14 protein-coding genes and 1 pseudogene are annotated in these 24,817 nt (G+C 38.8%); all 15 read left to right on the top strand.

What is annotated here, in order from left to right; genetic code table 11:
• Positions 1 to 94: 94 nt before the first annotated feature.
• On the top strand, positions 95 to 2,638 hold the full coding sequence (locus ABS768_RS02140) for an alkaline phosphatase PhoX (protein WP_408073313.1): 2,544 nt from the start codon (positions 95 to 97) through the stop codon (positions 2,636 to 2,638).
• Between the two features lie 65 nt (positions 2,639 to 2,703).
• Positions 2,704 to 3,612, top strand: coding sequence for a leucine-rich repeat domain-containing protein (locus tag ABS768_RS02135; RefSeq protein WP_408073312.1), 909 nt, complete (start codon positions 2,704 to 2,706; stop codon positions 3,610 to 3,612).
• 124 nt (positions 3,613 to 3,736) lie between these two features.
• Positions 3,737 to 4,270 carry a hypothetical protein gene (locus tag ABS768_RS02130; RefSeq protein WP_408073311.1) on the top strand — a complete coding sequence of 178 codons (534 nt, stop codon included), beginning with the start codon at positions 3,737 to 3,739 and terminating at the stop codon, positions 4,268 to 4,270.
• 113 nt (positions 4,271 to 4,383) lie between these two features.
• Positions 4,384 to 4,941, top strand: a complete 558-nt coding sequence (locus ABS768_RS02125) for a YeeE/YedE family protein (protein ID WP_408073310.1) — start codon at positions 4,384 to 4,386, stop codon at positions 4,939 to 4,941.
• A 12-nt stretch (positions 4,942 to 4,953) separates the two neighbouring features.
• A complete protein-coding gene (locus ABS768_RS02120; RefSeq protein WP_408073309.1) occupies positions 4,954 to 5,367 on the top strand; it encodes a DUF6691 family protein in 414 nt (137 codons plus the stop codon).
• Between the two features lie 37 nt (positions 5,368 to 5,404).
• Positions 5,405 to 6,037, top strand: a complete 633-nt coding sequence (locus ABS768_RS02115) for a Crp/Fnr family transcriptional regulator (RefSeq protein ID WP_157482236.1) — start codon at positions 5,405 to 5,407, stop codon at positions 6,035 to 6,037.
• A 76-nt stretch (positions 6,038 to 6,113) separates the two neighbouring features.
• Positions 6,114 to 6,911, top strand: a complete 798-nt coding sequence (locus tag ABS768_RS02110; protein ID WP_408073308.1) for a sulfite exporter TauE/SafE family protein — start codon at positions 6,114 to 6,116, stop codon at positions 6,909 to 6,911.
• 90 nt (positions 6,912 to 7,001) lie between these two features.
• On the top strand, positions 7,002 to 8,393 hold the full coding sequence (locus tag ABS768_RS02105; protein ID WP_408073307.1) for an MBL fold metallo-hydrolase: 1,392 nt from the start codon (positions 7,002 to 7,004) through the stop codon (positions 8,391 to 8,393).
• Between the two features lie 8 nt (positions 8,394 to 8,401).
• Entirely contained in the window at positions 8,402 to 8,710 is a 309-nt protein-coding gene (locus ABS768_RS02100) for a rhodanese-like domain-containing protein (RefSeq protein WP_408073306.1), read from the top strand.
• Positions 8,711 to 8,927: 217 nt separating this feature from the next.
• Positions 8,928 to 10,505 carry a helix-turn-helix domain-containing protein gene (locus tag ABS768_RS02095; RefSeq protein ID WP_408073304.1) on the top strand — a complete coding sequence of 526 codons (1,578 nt, stop codon included), beginning with the start codon at positions 8,928 to 8,930 and terminating at the stop codon, positions 10,503 to 10,505.
• 1 nt (position 10,506) lies between these two features.
• Positions 10,507 to 11,661, top strand: a complete 1,155-nt coding sequence (locus tag ABS768_RS02090; protein ID WP_408073303.1) for a tetratricopeptide repeat protein — start codon at positions 10,507 to 10,509, stop codon at positions 11,659 to 11,661.
• Positions 11,662 to 11,827: 166 nt separating this feature from the next.
• The gene (locus ABS768_RS02085) at positions 11,828 to 18,916 is read left to right on the top strand and encodes a choice-of-anchor J domain-containing protein (protein ID WP_408073301.1); all 7,089 of its coding nucleotides are present in this window, start codon (positions 11,828 to 11,830) and stop codon (positions 18,914 to 18,916) included.
• 79 nt (positions 18,917 to 18,995) lie between these two features.
• On the top strand, positions 18,996 to 19,931 hold the full coding sequence (locus ABS768_RS02080; protein ID WP_408073300.1) for a PorP/SprF family type IX secretion system membrane protein: 936 nt from the start codon (positions 18,996 to 18,998) through the stop codon (positions 19,929 to 19,931).
• Between the two features lie 24 nt (positions 19,932 to 19,955).
• Positions 19,956 to 21,815, top strand: coding sequence for an OmpA family protein (locus ABS768_RS02075; protein WP_408073299.1), 1,860 nt, complete (start codon positions 19,956 to 19,958; stop codon positions 21,813 to 21,815).
• Between the two features lie 96 nt (positions 21,816 to 21,911).
• A pseudogene (locus ABS768_RS02070) lies at positions 21,912 to 24,817 on the top strand (hypothetical protein); the annotation flags it as partial.

The following is a 24,817-nucleotide window of genomic DNA, read 5'->3' as shown; positions in this document are numbered from 1 at the left end:
ACACTAGTTTAAATAAACCTTAAAAGTGAATTGAGGTAAAGGAAACATGCTTGAAGTAGTTTCGCAGAGTAAAAACAAAAACTATATAAACAGCATGAAAAAAAGTTTACTTTCCCTTTGTTTACTGTTCTCTCTATGGAGTTTTGCAGTAATCAATTTTAATGTAGGGTCTATCTCTGCGTCAGCCCCGGCTTCTGCACCCGAAGCTAAGGCAACTCCAGCTAAAAAAGAAGTTGCTGCTAAAAAATCTACAGTTGTAAAATCTGCTGCTATGCTACCTCCTTTAACGCCTGCAAACTATCCTCTTTCTAAAGATTCAGAATGGGCTTATTTTGACTTAGGTACAAGCCTTGATGCCACTACGTGGGCAGAAACTGGCTATGATGTTTCTGCATGGGCTACAGGTCAGGCTCCGCTTGGATATGGTGACCCTACAAAAACAGTTATATCTTATGGTCCTGATTCAGGTAACAAATACATTACAAGTTACTTTGTGAGAGACTTAAACGTAACCCTTGCTGAAGTTGCCGATATGGTAGAATTCGGTATCAGAAGAGATGATGGTGTTATCGTATATGTTAACGGTGTTGAGGTAATTAGAGATAACATGCCTGCAGGTGATGTTAACTACCTTACTCATTCATCAGGTATCGTTGATGGTGCTGATGAGAAAAGATTCCAGGTATTCCACCTTTCTAAAACTATCTTTAATGAAGGTGTGAACAGAATTGCAGTTGAAATGCACAACCGTGACGGACAGAGTTCTGACCTTGGTTTTGATATGTATATTAAAGATGCTCCTGCTGATTTCGTTTGTGAAGAAGGTCACATAGGATGTTTTACGTCTATCGACCCAACTGCTCAAACTCCTAATTTAATTATACCTACAGAGCATAAATTCCAGTTATTATTCAAACAGGGAGATGCTTATATGGATGGTTCAGGTAACGTACCGGGTAACCACGATTTTACAGGTTATATTCCTGTTGAAGGTAGTAGTGAGCAAGGTTACCTTTCGGTAAACCACGAAAACAACCCTGGTGGTGTATCTATTGTAGATATGCACCTTGATACTGATACTAATCTTTGGGTTATTGACAACTCTCAACCTGTTGAATTCCAAAATGATGATCTTGTAACTACTATAAGAAACTGTTCGGGTGGTGTTACTCCATGGGGAACTATAATCACAGCAGAAGAAAATACTTCTGGCGGTGATGCTAACTCTGACGGATATCAGGATGTGGGATGGTTAGTAGAAATTGATCCTGTAACTGCATCTGTAATGGAATATGGTAATGGTAAGCAGGAAAAACTTTGGGCTATGGGTAGAATGAACCATGAAAATGTTGTGGTTTCTGCTGACGGAACAACTGCTTACTATGGTGAAGATGGTGGTACAAACTGTGTTTACAAGTTTGTTGCCGATACTCCTGGTGATCTCACTTCGGGTACTGTATATGTACTTTCTTTAGATACAGCTCTTTCAAGTGACGAGCCTACTTCAAGTACTGCTACATGGATTGAAGTTGCTAATGAGACTGAGGAAGACAGAAACAACTTAACAGCTAATGCTGCTGCCGCAGGAGGAACAGCTTTCTCGGGTGTTGAAGACTGCGAAATAAGCCCTATAGACGGTAAAGTTTATTTTACTGCAAAAGGTTTAGACCGTGTATACCGCTTTACAGATAACGGTGAAACTATTTCTGATTTTGAAACTTTTGTAGGAGGTATGTCTTACGAAATTGAAACTGCTAACGGAGTTGTTACAGAACAATGGGGTGATGGTAATGATAACCTTACTTTTGATGATAAAGGTAACCTTTGGGTACTTCAGGATGGTGGATTAAACTACATATGGGTAATCCGTCCTAACCACTCTCAGGGAGCTCCACAGGTGCTACTACACTCTTCTATGCCTGCAGGTTCTGAGCCAACAGGTTTAACATTTACTCCTGATTTTAAATATGGTTTCTTCTCTGTACAACACCCTAACGGTGGTAATACACCTCAGGTTGATGCTACTTTTGGTGAGGTAAACCTTAATGCTTCTGCTTCTGTTGTTATTGCTAACAGATCTCAGCTTGGTATCCAGGCTCCTGTTGCAGATTTCTCTGCTAACGAAGTAACTGTTGAAGAAGGTGAGGTAGTAACCTTTACTGACCTTAGTACAAACAACCCAACTTCTTGGATGTGGACATTTGAAGGTGGTGAGCCTGCCACATCTACAGATGCCAGCCCTGTAGTAACTTATGCTGAAGCCGGTACTTACAACGTAACTCTGGTTTCTACTAACGTAGCTGGAGATAGTGAAGCAGAGCTTAAACAAGAATACATTATTGTAGAAGAAGCTTTAGGTATAGATACTCCAAACCAACTTAAAGATATCGTTAGCCTTTATCCTAACCCAACAAAAGGTCAGGTTATTTTAGAACTTAACGATGAGGCAGGTAAAAATGTACTTGTAGAAGTATATGATATGCTAGGAAGAAAAGTGGTTGTAAAAGAGACTCAGTCTCTTGGAGGAACTCAAAAAATCGACTTAAACCTTACTCAGTTAAACGGTGAGCAGGTACTTATCATCAATGTTAAAGTTGGTGAGAAAACAGGTACTTACAAAATGATAAAAGTAAACTAATACTTTTTTCACAATATAATACAGGACCGGCAAAATGCTGTCGGTCTTTTTTCAGTTTTACACATATGAAAGGAAGATTTATAGCAGCGTTACTTTTTATAGCAGGTAGTTTTGCAGCAAAAGCACAATATGCCGATCCTATTAATATACCCGTTTATTACAGCGTTGAAGAGGCTATGGCCGATAAAAAGGCAAAACAGTTAAACCTTAGGGATCAAAAACTATTTTATGTGCCAAAAGATTTAAGTAAGCTAAAGCATTTAGAGTTCTTAAACCTTATGAGGAATAATTTAGAGTACTGGGATAAGGAGATTTTTACCCTTAAAGAATTGGAGATACTTAACTTTAAACTAAATGGAATAAAGTATGTACCCGGGGATATTGCCAATCTTAAAAAGCTTATACGTGTTGATTTTTCAGACAACAGCATATCTTATCTTCCGCAGGAAATAAAAGCCCTTACTAAATTACAATACCTCCACCTTTCATTTAATTTGCTTATCTCGATACCCGAGGATATTGGTAACTGTAAAGATCTTGAGGTATTAGAACTGGATAATAATCAGTTAAGTTACCTGCCTCAAAATATCACTAAACTTAAAAAACTGAAAAACCTACAGTTGGGATTTAATCAGTTTCATGAGTTTGACGGTAGTTGGCTAAACTTTCCTAATCTCGAAATCCTAAATATGGAATCTAACAGTATTAGTTATCTTCCCCAGGAAATAGAGAAACAAAAAAAGCTACGTACTTTAATGCTTGCCAATAACAAACTGGAAGTATTGCCACAGGGTATTACCAACCTTAAAGAATTAAGGCTTTTATCACTAGCTAACAATAAATTAAAAACATTACCGGAAGGCATTGAAAACCTAACGGAACTTAAAACACTTCTACTTACCGGTAACCCAATAAGTAATTCTGAAAAAGAAAGAATTAAAAAGGCTTTACCGGACTGCAAAGTCTATTTCTGATAGGTTATCTTAAATAGGTGTATACTATTTTACGTTAAAAAGCGGCTTTTTAAAGTCGCTTTTTTTGTTTTTATTGGTTATCTTTAGTAAGGTTAACTGTTTGATAATTAAAACATTTTGGTTTATGAAGATGAAAATACTCTTTGTCCCCCTTGTTTTTTTACTTTTTGTGTTTAATGTCCGTTCTCAGGAGGAGGAGAGCGGCAGGTTTCAAAGGTTAGGCATTTCACTAAGCCATGCCAATATTTCAAGTGGATTAAAGGATGCCGAAAATAAATGGATATCATTACCGGCCTGGGGTATTGATTATGATTACTGGTTTAATGAAAAATGGGGACTGGGTATGCATGTGGATATTATAGTGGAAAAATTTACAGTAGAGGAAAATCTTGGCGACGACAGCGTTTTGGAACGAAGCTTTCCTATTGCTCCCGCAATAATGGGACTGCATAAATTTGGTCGTCATCATACCCTTATGTTTGGAGCGGGTGTAGAACTTGAAAAAGAAGAGAACCTATTTTTAAACAGGCTGGGATATGAATACGGTCTTGAGATTTCAGAGAAATGGGAAGTGGGTTTTTCCCTTAACTATGATTTCCGTTGGAATGCTTATGATAGTTACATTATAGGTATAGGTGTAAGCAGAGTTTTCAGGTAATGAAAAGCATACATTCAGCAAGGCAGCTTTTTAAGCTGCTTTTTTTGTTGTGTAACAAAAGCTACTGACTGGCTTGTAAGCATTTTGTTGTTTTGCATAAAAAAGAACAAACGATGGATTGGATTTTAGAACCGTGGCCATGGTATGTGGCCGGACCGTTAATTACGCTAACAATGGCGTTACTTTTATTTCTAGGAAAAAATTTTGGAATGTCGTCTAACCTGCGTACACTTTGTACTATGTGTGGTGCCGGTAGTACCTGCGATTTCTTTTGTTTTGACTGGCGATCACAAAAATGGAACCTTCTTATTATGACTGGGGCTGTTTTAGGGGGCTTTATAGCTTTCAATTTCCTGTCGGTTAATCAGGTGCCTCAGCTAAATGATGAGGTAGTAATACAACTACATACACTGGGCTTTGAAAGTGCAGGTAAGACCTATGTACCTACCGAACTTTTTGGAGCAGAGGCTTTCACTTCGGTTAAAACAATAATGGTGCTTATTGTCGGAGGATTTTTAGTAGGTTTTGGAGCACGATATGCCGGAGGATGTACTTCGGGGCATGCCATTTCGGGGTTAAGTAATCTTCAGTTGCCTTCATTTATAGCTGTTGTTGGCTTTTTTGTAGGTGGACTTATTATGGTTCACCTGTTATTCCCATTAATTTTTTAAAGGTTTAAGAGTATGAGAAATATAGTTTTTTTAGTTGTAGGAATATTTTTCGGGATAGTGATGTTTAAATCAGAAGCCGCTTCGTGGTTTCGTATTTACGAGATGTTTCAGTTCAAATCGTTCCATATGTATGGTATAATAGGTTCGGCATTAATGCTGGGAGTGCTGTTGATTCAGATTATTAAAAGAAAGAGATTAAAAGATATGTCTGGCAATCCTATAATTATTCCGCCTAAAGAGAGGAGTTTTTCGAGGTATATGCTTGGTGGAATCCTTTTTGGGTTAGGTTGGGCTTTGGCAGGAGCCTGTCCGGGGCCTATGTTTGTACTGGCAGGAGCCGGTTTTTACCCTATACTTATTGTTATTGCAGGGGCCATTGCAGGTACTTGGGTGTACGGACTTATTAAAGATAAGCTGCCGCATTAATTTGTATATTTAACTAATTAACCTTATGGAATTAAACATGGAAGAGCTGATAAAACAGGCCTATGGATCGGTATTTGAAGAAGCATTGATAAAAGAGATTGCCGAGGTGTCTACCCTTGTAGAGTTTGAAGAGGGGGACAAACTTATAGATATTGGCGAATACATCCGAAGGATGCCTTTATTGCTTACAGGTGCAATCAAAATATTAAGAGAAGACAGGGACGAGGGCGACTTATTACTTTACTTTCTTGAAAAAGGGGATACCTGTGCCATGACACTTGCCTGTTGCATGGGTGATACCCGAAGCGAAATAAGGGCTATTGCCGAAAATAGCGGTTCACTTGCCATGATTCCCGTGAATAAGATGGAAGAATGGCTTGGCAAGTATAAAAGCTGGCGCAACTTTGTATTTACCAGTTACAATAAACGACTTAGTGAAATGCTAAATGCGGTAGATAATCTTGCCTTTATGAAAATGGACGAGCGTTTACTTAACTACCTTAATGAAAAAGCCAAGGTGAACAATTCCGACATTATAAACAATACTCATCAGGAGATTGCCTACGAGCTTAATACTTCGAGAGTGGTGGTTTCAAGGCTTTTAAAAGCTTTTGAGAATGAGGGTAAAATCAAGCTGAACAGAAATAATATTGTTCTTTTAAATAAATAGACGCAGTGTAACTTTTGTTACTGCACGGCTTTTAAACGAGCATTAATTTAGCCTGAAATTATTAAAGCATACACTTATGGATGTAACAATGGTTTCAGGCTATTTTATGGCCCTCTTGGTAGGGGTTTCCCTGGGATTAATAGGGAGTGGAGGCTCTATATTAACGGTACCTATACTGGTTTATATACTTACAGTAAACCCTGTGCTGGCAACAGCTTACTCATTATTTGTAGTGGGAAGTACGGCATTTGTTGGGGGACTTAGAAATGCTTTTCAGAAAAATGTAGACTTTTCCATAGTATGGGTGTTTGGTATTCCGTCGTTAATAGCGGCATACCTTGTTAGGGCATTTGTTATCCCTGCCATACCCGATGTGGTTTTTTCAGTTAGTTCCTTTATAATAACAAAATCTTTATTGTTAATGGTGCTCTTTGCCGTGGTAATGCTAACGGCATCGGTACGCATGATACGATCCGGACAAACTGGTACTCTTGCCGCTAATGTTGAGATTTCCTATACCAAACTGGTCGTTTTGGGCGTGTTTATAGGGGTTTTGGCAGGTGCGGTAGGTGCCGGGGGCGGATTCCTTATTATTCCTGCTTTGGTTTTTATAGCCCATATGCCTATGAAAAAGGCAGTTGGTACCTCACTTTTTATTATTGCCATACAATCTCTTGCAGGATTTATGGGGGATGTGGGGCAGGCAGAAATAAACTGGCCATTCCTGCTATTGTTTTCATTAATGTCGGTTATCGGGATATTTATCGGGATAGGCCTTTCCAAAAAAATACCTGGTGAAAGCCTTAAAAAGGGCTTTGGCTGGTTTGTCCTGGCAATGGGTATATATATATTAGTTAAAGAAATTTTTATGTAACTGATAATAAATGGGTTGTGTAACTTTTGTTACTGCGCATTATTTACAGTTAAAGTAATTTTGGAGTATAAATTAATAAAAGAATAAGCTATGTATTTTCAACATGTATATGATAAAACTTTAGCCCAGGCAAGCTACTTTATAGGTTGTCAGGCAAAAGGGGAGGCAATAGTAATAGATGCAAAAAGGGATATAGATACCTATCTTGAAATTGCCAAACAAAATAATATGACTATTACCCATATTGCTGAAACACATATTCATGCCGATTTCCTAACCGGTTCAAGAGAATTGGCAAAGGTAACCGGAGCTAAAATGTACCTGTCTGACGAAGGAGGTGAAGGCTGGCAGTATGAGTTTGACCATGTGGGGCTTAAAAATGGTGATGTAATTAAGGTAGGTAACCTTACACTGGAAGTTATTCATACACCGGGGCATACACCGGAGAGCATAAGCTTTCTGTTAACCGATCATCCTGCCACAAGCGAGTCTGTAATGCTATTTACCGGAGATTTTGTTTTTGTGGGTGATATAGGTAGGCCTGATTTGCTTGAAAAAGCAGCCGGACTCAAAGGTACTCAGGATGCGGGAGCTAAACAGATGTACAAATCGATAGAGAAGTTTGCTTCGTTACCTGAGTATATTCAGGTTTGGCCGGGGCATGGTGCCGGGTCGGCATGTGGTAAGGCTCTTGGAGCAGTACCTAGCTCTACGGTAGGATATGAAAAAATACGAAACTGGGCTTTTCAGTATAGTGATAATGAAAAAGGCTTTACAGATTATCTGCTAGCCGATCAGCCGGAACCGCCTAAGTATTTTGCCATGATGAAAAAGCTTAATAAAGTAGACAGACCATTACTTATTGAAGTACCTAAACATGCTAAGCTTTCTAAGGCAGAATTTTTAGATGCTTATGAGAAAGACATCAAAGTAATAGACACACGTAATAAGGTCGATTTTGCACAGGGGTTTATTCCGGGAAGTATAAACATACAAGGTAATAACTCATTTGCTACATGGTGCGGGTGGATGCTTAATTATGACGAGCAGTTTATACTGGTTGCCGATGAAGCGCAAATGGATGACCTTACAAGAAAACTGATGCGTATTGGTCTGGATAACATCTATGGCTTTGTAGATAACGTAAATGATTTTGGCTTTGAACTTGAAAAAGCGGATGTGATTGACATGGACGAGTTTAAAACGTATTTAGGTAAACCTGACGTTCAGGTTCTGGATGTGAGAGGAGCTTCCGAATATGAAACAGGTCATATGGAAGGTACAGAGAACCTTTTTGTGGGAACGTTAAAAGACAACCTTGATAAAATAGATAAAAACAAACAAGTGGTAATACACTGCCAGAGTGGAGACAGGGCTGCTATTGCAGCATCATTGCTTCATAAAAACGGAATAAAGGTTAAAAACTTTTGGGGAGGTATGGCAGAATGGAAAAAGAATAATAACCTAACATTGACTAAATAAGTAAGCGTATGAAAAATGTAAGGCAAAATGAATGGGAAGAGCTGATAGCTCAGGATCCGAATGCAGTTATACTGGATGTAAGAACAGAAGATGAGTGTGCTGACGGTACTATGCCTAATGCTGTTTGTATAAACTTTTTTGAGGCACAGCGTTTTTTTGAAGAAATAAAAAAAATGGATCGTGACAAAAACTATTACGTGTATTGCAGAAGTGGAAACAGAAGCGGAATGGCCTGCCAGACGATGGAAAGTTTGGGTTTTAAAAATACAATAAACCTTAACGGAGGTTTACTCCTTTGGAAAGGGGAGCTGGTATAAGAGTATTAAGTTATATTTTTATAATATTGTGATTAAATTGTGATTGATTTGAAAAGGCAGCTGTTAAGGCTGCCTTTTCTGTCTTTATTGTTATAATCCCTGTATTTAACTAAATAGTTAGGGCTTTTTTTTGTATTAAAAGTATATTTGCACCCAGTAATAAATCTTACAAAAATTTTGATTAGATTTATAGAATGTATCATAGGGACAGGGATTAATGAAACGTAAAAACAATAGGCTAAAAAATAATATAAGGGTATTACTGCCACTTCTACTGGTTTTTACCCAAGTCTTATTTTGTCAGGAAAATGACAGGCTTATTGTAAACAAGGCGACAGAGCTTTCTTTTTACAGTCCTGATGAGTGCCTCAAGATGACTCAACATCTTTTGAAAAAAGCCGAAACAGCTCCTCAATTTGCAAAGGTATATCTTATAGAAGCAGATGCGTACAGGGTTAAGGGAGAATACAGCAAGTGTGCCAAAAGTGTTTTTAATGCTAATCAGTATCGTGAAAAGATAAACGACTCTCTTAAGGCCGAGATACTTTTCAGGCAAATATTTTTAGCCAGAACACTACGTCTTTATAACCAGTTTGATAACTATGCTGCCAGTCTTACCGATTTGTCTGAGAATCAGGATAAGGCCTCACTGTCTACACTTATCACTATTAAACTGGATATTGAGAAAGCTTTTATTCTTTTTGGTAAAAATGAATATACTAAAGCACTTGATGTTTTAAATACCCTTGAGAAAAATTATTTTCATGAAATAGAGGCATATTCCTACCTCGATAAATTTTATCTGGTAAAAGCTATCGCTTACAAGGGGCTTAAGGAGTATGAAAAAAGTAATGACTATTATATAAAGGCTACAAATGATTACTTAAAAAATCATTCTAAAACGAACAGGCTTGTTGAAATTGCGTTGACAAAAGGACAGGCAGAGCTTCAGTTTTATAATAAAGATTATGAAAAGTCTATTGAGAACTTAGCGATAGCTCTTGAAAAAGCCGAAAAGTTGGAAAACATTTATTTACTTGAGGATATCAATAACCTTTTGGCTTTAAACTATCTTGCCCTTAATGATAAGGAAAACCATAACCTGTACAATAAAGCTTTTTTAAGTTATAACCGAAAAGTATACGATATGGAAATCACTTCGGTTAATGAATGTTATAACCTTATAGGAGAACAGCAGGCTATTAATTATGCATCCCGGGAAAACAGCCTCAAGCTATATGTGTATAGTGCACTGGGAGTATTGTTCTTAATACTGCTTTTAGGTAACCTGTTGTATTTTTCAAACAGGGCACAAAAGAAAAGGTTAAAGGAAATTATAGGTTATCTGGAAGTAACTAATAAACTACTGGTAGAGTCGACCGACAAGGTAAAGAAAATGACTCCCAAAAAACTTTCTATCCCTACCGAAACCGAACAGAATATACTGGCAAGCCTTAAAAAGTTTGAAGGGACAACCAAGTTTACCAATAAGGATATGTCGCTCGCAACACTCGCGGCCCAGCTGGATATTAATACAAAATACCTTTCGGAAATAATCAATAAGCATTATAACGATAATTTTAATACTTATATAAATAAGCTCCGTATAAACTATATAATTGAGAAACTTAAAAATGAGCCGGAATATCTTAATTATAAAATCAGTTATCTGGCAGAGGAGAGTGGATTCTCATCGCATAGTAGTTTTGCAACAGTGTTCAAATCGATTACAGGTATTGCCCCAACGGTTTTTATAGATTTACTGGGTAAGGAAATACATAATAAGAAAGCTTAATATGTTAGTTGTTTTAAAAAGAGTACTGATAATGTTGGCGCTTATAGTAATAAGTGCTGTATCGGCTTTTGCCCAACAGTCACAAAAAATAGACAGCATAGTACAGGCTAACAGACTTACCATTTATAAAAACCCCGATGAGACCATACGAATAGGTGATTCCATTTATGAAGCCAGTAAAAGTTCGGGCGATAAAATCAGGGGACTTATACTCATCTCAAATGCCTATTCTTCTAAAAGGGATTATCAGCAGGCATTAAAATATTGTCTTAGGGCCGATAGTATTTCCAAAAAACTGGATGAGCCTAATTTAAAGGCTAATCTTTTAAACAGTATTGCGGTAATCTATCAGCAGTTAAAGGTATATGATAAGGCTATGGATTACCTGGACGAAAATGACAGGTATATGGATAATCATCCGGTTCAGGATTCAATATACCTTAGGGCAACAAATAATGTGGTTAGAGGTCTTATTTATAAAGAAGACCTGAGTTGCGAGCTGGCCATTCCGTTTTTTAACAAAGCTCTTGAACAATATAAAAAGCTTAACACGGCTAATGAACAACCAAATATTAGTATCACATTATATAACAGGGCTTATTGCTTTTTGGCTTTGGAGCATTATGAGGAGGCAAAGGAAAGTTTTGAACTTTCTATAGTATATGCCGAAAATACAAATGCAAAAAGCCTTAAAGCTTTTTCATTAAAAGGCTTGTCTGAAGTATATACCCATGAGAAAGAATACCAGAAAGCAATAGATGTTTTAAAAGAAGCCTTTCTGTTAGCAGAAGATGTGGGAGACCTCATATTGAACAGGGGGATTTATAGTGCACTTGCCGATAATTATCTTGCAGTAAATAACTGGGAAAAATATCAGGAATACCGTAAACTCTTTCTTGAAAACCAATACATAATTAAGGAGTCGGAGAGAAGATCTATTAGTGATTCCATAGATGAACTTACTGAAAATTATGCTCAGAAAACAGCTGAACTTACCAATAGATATTATATATATACAGGTGTAATAATACTACTTATTTTACTTGCTGTTTTTGTTGTTTTACGCTATCATAAAAAAGCTAAAAAATCATTAAACAACCTTAAATTAAGGTTTGAAGAGGTTAAAAAAGCCCGAAAAGGGATGGGTATCCTGTAAAGTCTTATTTTTTAGTTAAACATCTGTTTTTCAAAGCTTTAATTCTTTATTTTTACTTTATAAATTACTGAATTCTAAAAGGATACTATTATAATAGTGTTTTCTTTTTGTTAATATTTGTTTACGTGATTAACACTAGCTATTAACTATCTAAACACTATTAACTATGAAGCAAAAACTACTAATAACGTTACGGTTATTATTGGTTAAGTTCCCGAAACTATTCTCGGGGGTTTTCCATCCGGTAGTTCCAAAAAACAATTTTGGGAAAGTATCCCTTTTGATGTTTTTTGTTCTTTTTGCCATTAATGCAAATGCGCAATTAGCTACCGAAGATTTTGAAAGTGGTATACCTGCAGCTTGGGGACAGGCAAACAACACAGTGGGTACCTCTACTTTTGGTATTTCTACAGACGGATACAATTCAAGCACAGGAGCTGCTTTTATTGATCCAACTACAGAGAACATTGGTGCGGGTAACACTGCACAATATTATTTGGTAACACCATTGGTTACCGTTCCTGCAAATGGTGAGATTCGTTTTTTTACTAAGCAGGGTGATGCGGCAGAACATGGAAATGTTTATCAGGTAAAACTATCTACCGCGGGTCAAACCGATATTTCGGGCTTTACAACTACTTTAGCCACGTGGACAGAGAGTCAGATTTCTACAACTTATGAAGAGAAGGTTGTAACCATCCCGGGATCTATTGCTCCCGGTTTAAGTGTTTATATAGCTTTTGTTTTGGTTAACGACCAGCCGGGAGCTACACCGGATGCTGATACATGGTACCTTGATAATATAGGAGTACAATCAGCTGAGGTATGTGATCCTGTTTTGGCTGCTGATTTTACGGTTACTTCTGTAACTACCGAAACGGCTGAACTTACATGGACACACCCAACGGCTACTAACTTTGAAATTCAGATTGTTGCCGATGGTGCTACACCGGGAACTGTAGGTACACCAACCGATAATACCTATTCGGCGGGTTCACTTACTGCAGAAACTGATTATGATGTATATATTAAAACAATATGTACAACTACAGAAAGTACATGGGCGGGTCCGTTTGACCTGACTACTTCTATTTTAGGTACATCTTGTGAGGCGCCTATTGTTATACCGGACGACGGTACTACATTTACGCTTTCTTCAAACCTTGATGCATTCGTAAATCCTGATTTAGTATATACTACTCCGGGTACCGACTGTGTACCTGCAGGAGTAACTCAAAACTACCTTAACGGTGATAAGGCATTTTTAACTTTTACACCTTCTGAGGATGGTTTACTTACCCTGTCGCAAACAACTTTGCCTTTTGCTTCGGGTACAGGGTGTTTTGGTAATGCAAACTCTGGTGTATTTGTTTATGAAAGCTGTGCCGATGTTGGCGTACAATGTATAGGTGGTACTATAACAACTGCTACGGCAACTCCGGCTTACGTTTCTAATTTATTTGTACAGGCGGGACAAACGTATGTAATTGTAATTTCTTCAGGTTATACTTCGGGTGCGAGTGTGTGTTTTGATTTCACAGCAGATTTTTCTACCTGTGCGCCACCAGCATCCTTTACATATTCTCATTTGTTACAAAATTCTGTTTCCTTCTCGTGGGATAACGCTGCTAACTTAGTTTCTAACTGGGAATATGCCGCAGTTCCTACGGGATCTCCTGCGCCTACTACAGGTCTTAATAGTACGACTACAAATACAGATAACGCACTAACCGGCTTGACTGCAGGTACTACTTACGATTTGTATGTACGCTCTGTATGTGGAGGTACTCCGGGTGAGTGGAGCAATCCGTACAAATTCACTACACAATGTGATATATTTGATACTCCTTATTCAACTGATTTTGCAGGTACATCGGGAACTGTGCCACAGGCCTGCTGGACATCTGTAGATGTTAATGCCGATGGTTTAAAATGGACATACCTTGGAGGTTATGCTACTTTACAAACCAATACATATGCTGATTTTAATAACGATATGCTTGTTACTCCGCAAATCAATTTTACAGGAGCACAAAAAAGACTTCGTTTTAAAGACAGGACTACAAATGGTGTTTCAAGTTATTCGATAAAAGTTTCCACAACAGGTATTGGCGTTGATGAGTTTACTACTGTTATTATGCCGGAAACCCAAATAACCAACACAGGTTTTGTGGAAAAGATAATTTATATCCCAACTACAGTAACGGGAGCGGTAAATATAGCATTCGTTGTAACTCCGGGTACAGGTAGTATCGCTACAAGAATCTCTATAGACGACGTGTTTATTGAAGACGTTCCCGCATGTCCGGATCCGCTTAACATAGCTGCTGCTGATATTACTACACAATCAGCTACATTATCATGGTCACAAGGTTTCCAGGAAACACAATGGGAAGTGATTGTACAGCCTACCGGTACAGCTGCACCTGCAGATACTGATTCGGGTGATCTTACTACAAATAATGTTGACTATCCTGTATCAGATCTTGAGCATTCTACACAATATGATGTATATGTAAGGGCTTACTGTAATGATACAGACCAAAGTAACTGGGTTGGTCCATACACATTTATTACAGAGTGCGGTATATTTGATACTCCTTACTTTGAAAACTTCAATACAGGAGATGCAGAGAATTCTCATAAATTCTGCTGGAGTATTCTTGATGCTAATGAAGATGGCGCACAGTGGGCTTTCAATACTACAGAGGCTGCAATACAGGGTAATCCGTTTTTTGGTACGCCGGTATTTGACGATTGGTTAATTTCTCCTGCTATCAATGTAGTTGGTACAAAAGAACTTAAATTCAAATACAGGGCTGCATTCTCTTTCTTTTTCCCTAATCCACGATTTGGGGTACAGGTATTAATGTCTACTACAGATACTGATCCTGCGAGTTTTACAGAGATTATGCCTTTAATGGAGTTCACTAATACTGATTATATAGAGAAATCACTTTACATCAATGCAAACGGTCCTGTTTACATTGCATTTAGGGTTCCGCCTACATTCTCAACAGTAGAGGGTACTTCGGTATTCCAACTGGAAGATGTAAGGATAGACGAAGCTCCGGCTTGTCCTATGCCTAACTATGGTGAACTAACAGCTTCAAACATAACTCAAACAGATGCTGTACTTGCCTGGACTCCTGGTTTCATGGAGACCGAATGGCAGGTAATCGTTCAGCAACAGGGAACAGGTGTTCCGGCTGATACTGATACTGGTGATCAAACCACTAACAATACTGCTTATCCGGCAGGTGGCTTATTGCCAAACACAACCTACGAATTTTACGTAAGAGCATATTGTAATGATACAGACCAGAGTGAGTGGGTAGGACCATACACCTTCACAACATTGTGTGAGGCATTTACTACTCCGTTCCTTGAAACTTTTGAACCAACATCAGAGTCTGAAGAATGTTGGAGATCTGTAAACGAAAACTCTGATTCATTTGCCTGGACGCTTGATGCTACATTAGATGCTTTTGAAGGGATTCATTCGGCAGGTATTTTCTCAGGTTCAAATGGTAATAATGATGACTACTTAATTTCACCAACCATTACGGTTACTGCAGGTCAGAGATTAAGATTCCAGTATAGAACATACAGTGAGTATTTTGAGGAAGATTTAGAGATAAGACTTTCTGTAAACGGTAACGAACTGTCTGAATTTACTACTGTACTTTATAATAGTGATGACGATCCAAACCCGATAAATAACCCATTTTGGAAGGAAATGATTTTTAACCTTCCTGCGGGTATAACGGGAGATATTAATATTGCATGGGTAATACCTCAAAAAGAGCCTAGTCCACTAGGATATAGAGGACAAACATTAATAATTGACAATGTAGTTATAGAAGATATCCCTACATGTGCGGCTCCAAATAACCTTGCGGTTAATTCTATTACAGATACATCTGTACAATTATCATGGAATACCAATGGTGATGAAACAGCTTGGGATATTTATGTACAACCGGCAGGTATGGATGCTCCCGTAGGAGATGGTGATCCTGAATACTTATCTACGGTTACTACTAACCCAACAACGGTTAACGGACTTACAGCTGCTTCTCAATACGAATACTATGTAAGGGCAGCATGTAGTGATACCGAAGAAAGCGAGTGGGTAGGGCCTTATGTGTTTACTACATTATGTCCTTTTGCTACAGCTTGTGAGTATACAGTTACACTTACTAATGATGCCGGAGGATTCTCCGGAGAGCTTCATATTATCCAAAATGAACTTGTTGTAGCTACTATTGATTTACCTGGTTCAGGTGCCGGTACTATTACTGTTCCTGTGTTCTTATGTGACGGAGTTGAATTCTCTGTTTACTGGGACGGTTTAGGGTCTTATGTTCCTGGTAGTAGCTCAAGTGCAGTAATTACAATAGCGCAGGGTGGTTCAACAATTTGGACAAGCCCGTCTCCGCTAGATCAAATGAATACTGTTCTTTACAATGGTTTTGCTTCATGTAGTACTGTTACCTGTCCGCAACCTACAGCACTTACTGTAAATGCAAACGGTGTCCTTTCATGGACAGCAGGAGGTAGCGAAACACAATGGGAAGTTTACCTTCAGCCATTAGATAACGGTACATTACCACAATCAGGTATTATTGTAGATACTAACTCTTACACACCAACGGCAGCCGACTTCAATATGCCTGAAGAAGGAACTTATGAGTTTTTTGTAAGAGCTGTATGTGGAGAAGGCGATGAGAGTTTCTGGTCTGGACCGCAGGAATTCGTTAGGAATGATTCTGCCGATACGGCACTTATTGTTCCTGTAAACGGTACTGAGACCTGTGAAGAATCAGTAAGTAAAATTAGCTTTATCAATGCTACAGTATCACCTGAGCCAATGACTTGTGCGGGTGCTAACGATGGAGATGTTTGGTTACAGTTTGATGCAGTTGCTAAAGTTCATACAATCAGTTTAACTAACTTCTCTGGTGAGTATTATTACAGTGGTGGTAACCCACCACACGCAAACGTAACAATGACACTTTACCATGTAAACGGTACTGCACTTGAAGAACTGGCTTGTTCTGAAAACAATGTTATTGTAGCAGCATATAGCTCTGAGCTTATAGTAGGTGATACTTATAAAGTGAGATTAACCCTTAACGGTACAGCTCCAAATGAGCATACTTTTGATGTTTGTATTACTACTCCACAGGATTTATGTGCTTTAGATGCTATTAATGGCGGATTTGAAACTCCTTCAGCAAGCTTTGGTATCAACAACTTCTACGATCAGCATGTAGTACCGGGATGGAGAAACAACCTTACAGAGGAAGATACATCTCTTTACAATGTAATATTCTTTAGTGATACTTTCGGTGTAATTGGTTATATTCCTTATGAAGGTGGTCAGTCTATCCAGTTAATGTCTCCAGATAGTTCTGAACCAACAAACCCGGATGATTTAGTTAATATTAAAGGTACATACCAGGACTTCGATAGTTCTGAGGTGGTAACTTACAACTATAGCTTTGCTCACCTTTCAAGGTCAGACGGTACGGTAGTACAACTGTATGCAGGTCCTCCTGCAGGTCCGTTTGAGCTTCTTGAAGAGCAGGCAGGTACAGTAACATGGGCAGTTTATGAAGGCGAGTATAACGTTCCTGCCGGACAGGATGTAACAAGATTCATATTCAGATCTAAAGATAACGCAATTGGTAACATCATTGATGCTGTAAGCATTACGGCAAATAACGAGATTGTTACAGAGCCTGTAACTTTAGACTGTACCGAAGATACCCTTATACTTGAGGCAAAAGGTGTAGGAGAGTGGAGTGCCGATGAAAATAACCCTACAGAGGTTGTATTTGAAGATGCTACAAACAGTACTACAAGTGTTAGTGGGCTTATAGCTTCGGGTGACTATACATTCTACTGGAATACACGTTACTGTGAAAACAGTGTAGTGATTGCTAATATCGCTGTAGATGATGTTCCTGAGGTAACCTCTCCGGTAGAGTACTGCCAGGGAGCAACTGCTGAGGCATTAACTGCTGCAGAGGTTGAAGGTTATACTTTAGCTTGGTATACGGTGCCGAATGAAGGTACTGCAGAAACTGAAGCACCTGTGCCTTCTACAGAGACTGTAGGTACAACGTCATACTATGTGGCTTATGTAAATGCTGAAGGTTGTGAAGGACAGAGAGCACAAATTGATGTTGTTATCAATGAGCCTGTTGCTGCTGTGGTTGAGTTTAGTTATGATTCTCCTTCATGTATCAATACTGGTGATGAGCTAATCCCGAATATCGGTACAGACTTTACTTTCGGTGGAACATTTACATCTGCAACGCTTACAGTAGATCCTGAAACAGGTATTGTAGATCTTACAACTGCTACCGAAGGTACTCATGAAATTGTGTACACTTTTGAGAACGATGTTGTAACCTGTACAGCTGCCGGTACATATACTGCTACCGTTGAGCTTGTAGGTGCAATTACTCCGGTAGTTGAATTTACATATAACAGCGTTTACTGCTATGACAGTGGAAACGTATTGCCTGAAACCGAAACAGGTTTCACAACCGGTGGTGTGTTTACTGCAGATGCAGGTCTTGTAATAGACCCTGTAACGGGTGAGATAGATACTATGGCTAGTACAGCCGGTACATATACGGTTACTTATACTATTGAGGCTGATGAGGCTACATGTAATGTAGGCGGAACTCATACTGCTACTTTAACTATTGTAGGAGATCTTTCGATAGGTATAGATCAGGAGTGCAGAGGCAGCAGCACCTGGCTGGTTGCTACTGCAGTAAACGGTACTTTTGGTAACGATGTGACTTATGTATGGAGAAATGAAGATGGTATAGCTGTAGGTTCAGACAGTGCTGAATTTAACGTGTCTGAATACTTTGCTTTAAACAGTACACTTGAACTTCCGTTAGGCTTTACCCTAACAGTAACTTCAGGTTCATGTACAGGCGAGGCGGCTTACACAGTACAAACAATGATGTGCCAGATACCACGTGGTATATCTCCAAACGGTGACGGAGATAACGATACGTTTGACTTGACTGACCTTGGGGTTAGTGAGATCGTTATCTTCAACCGTTATGGTAAGCAGGTATTCGAGCAAAGCAACGGATACACTAACCAGTGGCATGGTCAGGATAAAAAAGGTAACGACCTTCCTGATGGTACATATTTCTATAGCCTAACAAAATCTAACGGTGAGCAATTAACCGGTTGGGTTTATATAAGCAGGGAATATTAATATTTAGTAAAGGCAGCCTGTCTGTCTGTTTAAGACAGGCAGGCTTTTATTAATCTTCATTTCACATCGACACACTTCAATGAAAAGAATATATATAACAATGGCTATTGCTTTTGCCTCTGTATTTAGTGCAAAAGCGCAGCAGGATCCTCATTATACACAATACATGTATAATATGAATGTGGTAAACCCGGCTTACGCTGGGTCTAAGGAAGGTATTTCCGGAGGATTACTGTACAGGGCACAGTGGGTAGATATCGAAGGGGCTCCAAAAACAGGAACACTTTCATTACACAGCCCTGTGGGTAAAAATGTAGGTTTAGGGCTATCTGCCATAACCGATAAAATTGGTCCGGTAGAGGAAAATAATGTTTACGGTGATTTCTCTTATACACTTGATTTAGGAGGGGAGCACAAGTTAGCCTTGGGTTTAAAGGCAGGTCTTACTTTCCAGAATGTAGGATTGTTTAGCGATATTGGTGATGGATATGTACCGTCAACATCAGATGTTGCTTTTAAAGAAAATACAAGTAATACTTACTTTAACATAGGTACAGGTTTGTTCTATTATACAAATAAATATTACCTGGCTTTCTCGGTGCCAAACATGCTAAAAACAAAGCACCTTGATATTAGAGAAGACGGTAGCGAAAGACAGTTTGGATCTGAAGTTCAGCACTATTTCCTAACAGGAGGTTATGTGTTCGATTTATCGGCTAACACAAAAATGAAACCTTCTGCTATGCTTAAGTCGGCTTTCAATGCGCCTACTTCCCTTGATTTATCGTTAAACTTCCTGTTCTTCGATAAGTTTGAAATAGGTGGTACATACAGATTAGACGATTCGATTGGTGCTATGGTTAATTATGCTATTACACCAAGTATCAGGTTAGGTTATGCTTACGACCATGTAACGTCTGATCTTAATGTTACCACACCGGCATCACACGAGGTAATGCTTTTATTTGATTTGAACAAAAGGAAAAAAGTATCTGTATCACCAAGATTCTTCTAACCAGATAAATGAGACTCTTTTAATATGAAAAAAATATATATCGCAGCAGGGCTTTTAATGGCACTGTACGGAAATTCCCAAACTAAAGATACTCAGAAAGCAGATGCTCTTTATGAAAACTCAAGGTATACGGCTGCTATAGAAGAATATCTTGGTTTAGTTAACAAAAACAAGGCCGATGCTTATGTGTATAAGCAACTGGCAGACAGTTATTATTCTGTTTTTAATATGACCGAAGCTGCCACATGGTATGCAAAAGCTATTGAAGAGAAACAGGATGCCGAAACCTATTACAGATATGCGGTGGCTTTAAGGACACAGGGTAAATATGCCGAGGCTAACCGCCAGATGGATATGTTTGCATCAATGCTTCCTAACGATCAGAGAGCAAAGCTACATAAATCAAATCCGGATTATATTCCTGCATTAAATAAGCAAAACAAGTTTTTTGATGCTATAGAGGCAGATGTAAACAGTACAGATAAAAGTGATTTTGGAGCAGTATTGGCAAATGATAACACGCTTTATTTTGTAAGTACAAGAAACACTTCGGCTACTGATGATTACGGTCAGCCATACATAGACATATACAGTGCGGTGAGAAACGATAATGGTTCGTTCTCTGAGGCTGTTGCTGTAAATGAGCTGAATACACGATTTCATGATGGCCCTGTTGCCATTAGCGCCGACGGGAACACCATCTACTTTGCAAGAGATGGTCATGCAGATGGTAACTATGTTAAGGGCAGCAAAGTTAAGCTGGCACAAATTGGTTTGTACAAAGCAACTAAAACTGATGGTAAGTGGCAAAATATTACGGCACTGCCTTTTAACAGTACTGCTTATTCAGTAGGTAGCCCAAGCCTTAGTGCCGATGGTAAAACACTTTATTTTGCGTCAAACATGCCGGGCGGTCTTGGAGATACAGATATTTGGAAAGTAAGTGTAAATGGCGATGGTACTTATGGTACACCGGTGAATCTTGGTAAAGAGGTTAATACTCCGGGTAAGGAGAATTTCCCTTTTATTACTGATGATAATGTACTTTATTTTGCCTCAATTTCGCGTCCGGGATATGGCGGATTTGATATTTTTAAAGCTGATTTAAACAAAGGTGGAGAGGCAGTTAATTTAGGTAAACCTGTTAACAGTGAAAAAGATGATTTCTCTTTTAGCTTCAATACACAAAAAAATGTAGGATATTTTTCGTCAAATCGTAGTGGTGCAGACAATATTTACACTGCAATTCCAGTTTGTAGGGTAGAAGCGATTGCAACTGTTACAGATATAAAGACTGGTAAACTTCTGGCTGATGCCAAAGTAGCCATATTAGACAACCGTAATAATGTAATTGAAACAAAACAAACAGGTAGTAACGGTATTGCATCTTATGATGTGGATTGTGATACTGATTATATACTTGAGGTTTCAAAAACAGGGTATGACAGTGCAACATTTGCCATTGCAAAAACGCAGGAAAAACAGGTAGCGGTACCGGTAGTATTAAAGCCGGTTAACGAACTGATTAAGGAAACACATATTGAACTGGCCGATATTAACTTTGAATTCGGAAAGAGCAACATCACAAGAGAAGGAGCTCAGGAACTGGATAAGTTAGTAGAGATTATGAACGATTACCCTGATATGGTAATTTATGTAAAAGCTCATACTGATACAAAAGGTAGTGGTTCATACAACATGGCACTTTCTGAAAAGAGAGCACAGGCAACAGTTTCTTATGTAATTTCAAAAGGTATTAGTAAAGACCGTATTACAGGAAAAGGTTTTGGAGAGACAGAACCTAAGGTAAATTGCGGTGAAAACTGTACCGATAATCAGAACGCTGCGAACCGTCGTTCGGAGTTTTTGATTGTTAAGAAGTAGTATAACTACTGTTAAATAAAGATTGCAAAGGCGAAAATAGGTGGTTTTCAGATTTAAATCACCTATTTTTGCCGTTTTTAAAAAAGGCTTAAAGAAATGAAAAAGATTATTGCCTCGTGCCTGATGTTTCTGTCAGTATTTACTGCTTTTGCTCAGGACGAACCAAATGATTGTGTTAATGCAATTACAGTGTGTGGGAACGGCACATTTGCCTCAAATGCCAATGGTATAGGCGAGATTCAGGAAGTTACCGGGTGTGGTGGTTTTGAAAACAACTCTATCTGGATTAAAATCAATGTTGTACAGGCAGGAGAACTGGGTTTTGATTTAGTACCTGACGATGCTGATATTAATGTAGATTACGATTTTTGGGTTTATCCCGCTAATGCCGAATGTGGCGCTCTTGGTTTTCCTATACGTTGTTGTACTACAAACCCTCAAATGGCTGGTTTATTAAACAACCATACGGGAATTAACGGTAGTACATTAAATACGCAAACTGGCCCTGGAGCTGATGGTACAGGATATGTAACATGGCTTGATGTATTACCAGGACAATCCTATTATATTGTAATAGACAGGCCGGTAGGTGACGGAGGTTTTTCAATCAACTGGACAGGTACTGCAACTTTTGGAGGTGGGGCTTTCCCTCAGGCACCAGATGCAAACCAAATTGAAGAAGTAAGAACCTGTAGCAATAACCCTAATATTGGAGTTTTTGATTTAGGAGCTTTAAAGCCTCAAATAAACAGTGATACTACAAATAATACAATAGAGTTTTTTACCAGTGCTGCAAATGCGGTAGATGGTGCTTCTCCGTTAAGTGATATTATTTCAAATACATCTAACCCTCAGCAAATTTATGCTAAGGTTACCGATAATACTACAGGATGTTCTTCTATTACTGATTTTACAATAGCAGTATATCCTTTACCAAATATAACTGTGACCGCTTCACCTCAGGATGCCTGTCCGGGGGCTGATGTAACAGTAACTTTTACAGGTCCTGCAAATGCAAACTTCAATTATAATGTTGATGGCGGTGCGCCGCAATCGGCAACTCTGGATGCTAATGGTTCTTTCACCATAACTCAGGGTTATATGCAGGATACTACTTATACGCTTGAGGATGCTAACATAACAACTTCAGACGGTACTGTGGTATGTAGCCAGTCTTTATCCGCTTCTGTTACTATAAATGTAAACGACATGGAACAGTTGGTATTCACTACAAATGGGCCGATATGTTCGGGTGATGATGGTGTTATTACTTTAACAGGCCCTGCCGATGCTACAGTAAACTATACTGTAGATTCAAATCCTGTTCAGACTATTACTCTTGATACTACAGGTCAGGCTACAATAACATTACCTGCACTTACTGCTACTGCTGATTTTGAAATTATAGATGTAACAGATGCTCAGGCTCCGTTTTGTATAGTAACACTTAACGAAACTGGTACTTTAGAGGTGACAGGTGCTCCTGTATTAACAGAGCCTGAACCAATGCATGAATGTATAGACGGTAACACAGGTGTAGCTTCTTTTGATTTGGAAAGTAATAATGATACCATTACAGGTGGAGGAAGCTTTGTTGTGAGTTACCACATGTCTCAGGCAGATGCCGATAATGATACGGGTGCGATCGCATCTCCTTATGAAAGTGCGTTAGCAAACCAAACCCTTTTTGTAAGGGTAGAGCTAGGTAGTGGCGCTTCGTGTGTATCATTTACCACTATAGATCTTATTGCAACAAACGCCCCTACGGTAACAGCTCCGGCTGCGTTAGTGGTTTGTGATGATAATGCCGACGGATTAATGCAGTTTGATTTAACTTCAACTATTAATGTGATTACAGGGAATAATACCTCTTATCAGGTTTCGTTCTTTATTTCTCAAACAGATGCAGATGCAGATATTTCTGCAATAACAAACCCTGCAGCCTATACTAATACAATACCGGGAGGACAAACTATTTTCGCAAGAGTTGTTGATCCTGCTAATACTACATGTTATGCCACTACTTCTTTTGATTTAGTAGTTAATCCTTCACCACAGGTACCTCAGGTAATTACTGATTATGAGTTATGTGATTTTGATGGTGATAATGTAGAAATATTTGATCTTACTACAAGAGCTGCCGAAATCGGTTCGTTTACACTTAGTTACTATACTTCTCTGGCAGACGCGACTACTTCTACAAATCCTATTGCAGATCCTGTAAACTACCAGTCGGGTGGAGAGCCTGTTTATGTAAGATCTGAAAATGCTAACGGATGTTTTTCTGTTACTACCTTCAATACAGTTGTAAATATTTTACCGGTTATAAATAGCCCTGCTCCTGTATTTGCAGGATGTGAAGAAGTTAGTGGTCAGGCTGATTTTGTACTTCACAACCATGATACTGCTGTAACTGGCGGACAGGCAGGTATGACGGTACGTTACTTTGCGACTCAGGGCGCAGCTGAAATAGGAGATACAGCCAATGAATTGCCTGCTGTATACGTATCTCCAACGACCAATATCTATGCTAGGGTTACTGCAACAGCTACAGGTTGTTGGGTAGTAATAACAGTTCCGTTAGAGGTAATTCAGGCTCCTATTGGAGAAAATCCTGATGCTCTTGAAGAGTGTGACCTTAATGGTGATGGTTCGGCTAAGTTTAATCTTCAGGCAGTACTTGATGACCTTGAAGCTCAAATGCCTGGAGTTAATGCTACGGCTCATGAAACACAGGATGACGCTGATATGGCTACCAATGCTATAACAGAAACTACAGAATATATTTATCTTCCTGTAACTAACCCTTCAGGAATTATATACATAAGACTACAGTCGGGACAAACAGAATGCTACGACGTAATTGAACTACAACTAATCGTTCACCCTGTCCCTGAGGCCACCACGCCGCAAGCCTACGGGCTTTGTGACAACGGCCTTGACGATTCGGACGGGGAAGGCATCTTTGACCTGACGTCTGTAGAGTCTGAAGTACTGGGACT

The organism is Flavobacterium rhizophilum, from assembly GCF_046000485.1.
Lineage (GTDB): Bacteria > Bacteroidota > Bacteroidia > Flavobacteriales > Flavobacteriaceae > Flavobacterium > Flavobacterium rhizophilum.
The sequence above is the reverse complement of the archived record's forward strand: the minus strand, read 5'-3'. Positions and strand labels throughout refer to the sequence as shown.

Bases quoted from the DNA above. Each gene is read 5' to 3' on its own strand.
- ABS768_RS02105 (WP_408073307.1), top strand. From the start codon at position 7,002: ATGTATTTTCAACATGTATATGATAAAACTTTAGCCCAGGCAAGCTAC.
- ABS768_RS02110 (WP_408073308.1), top strand. From the start codon at position 6,114: ATGGATGTAACAATGGTTTCAGGCTATTTTATGGCCCTCTTGGTAGGG.
- ABS768_RS02135 (WP_408073312.1), top strand. From the start codon at position 2,704: ATGAAAGGAAGATTTATAGCAGCGTTACTTTTTATAGCAGGTAGTTTT.
- ABS768_RS02115 (WP_157482236.1), top strand. From the start codon at position 5,405: ATGGAAGAGCTGATAAAACAGGCCTATGGATCGGTATTTGAAGAAGCA.
- ABS768_RS02130 (WP_408073311.1), top strand. From the start codon at position 3,737: ATGAAGATGAAAATACTCTTTGTCCCCCTTGTTTTTTTACTTTTTGTG.
- ABS768_RS02085 (WP_408073301.1), top strand. From the start codon at position 11,828: ATGAAGCAAAAACTACTAATAACGTTACGGTTATTATTGGTTAAGTTC.
- ABS768_RS02075 (WP_408073299.1), top strand. From the start codon at position 19,956: ATGAAAAAAATATATATCGCAGCAGGGCTTTTAATGGCACTGTACGGA.
- ABS768_RS02090 (WP_408073303.1), top strand. From the start codon at position 10,507: ATGTTAGTTGTTTTAAAAAGAGTACTGATAATGTTGGCGCTTATAGTA.
- ABS768_RS02140 (WP_408073313.1), top strand. From the start codon at position 95: ATGAAAAAAAGTTTACTTTCCCTTTGTTTACTGTTCTCTCTATGGAGT.
- ABS768_RS02100 (WP_408073306.1), top strand. From the start codon at position 8,402: ATGAAAAATGTAAGGCAAAATGAATGGGAAGAGCTGATAGCTCAGGAT.
- ABS768_RS02120 (WP_408073309.1), top strand. From the start codon at position 4,954: ATGAGAAATATAGTTTTTTTAGTTGTAGGAATATTTTTCGGGATAGTG.
- ABS768_RS02125 (WP_408073310.1), top strand. From the start codon at position 4,384: ATGGATTGGATTTTAGAACCGTGGCCATGGTATGTGGCCGGACCGTTA.
- ABS768_RS02080 (WP_408073300.1), top strand. From the start codon at position 18,996: ATGAAAAGAATATATATAACAATGGCTATTGCTTTTGCCTCTGTATTT.
- ABS768_RS02095 (WP_408073304.1), top strand. From the start codon at position 8,928: ATGAAACGTAAAAACAATAGGCTAAAAAATAATATAAGGGTATTACTG.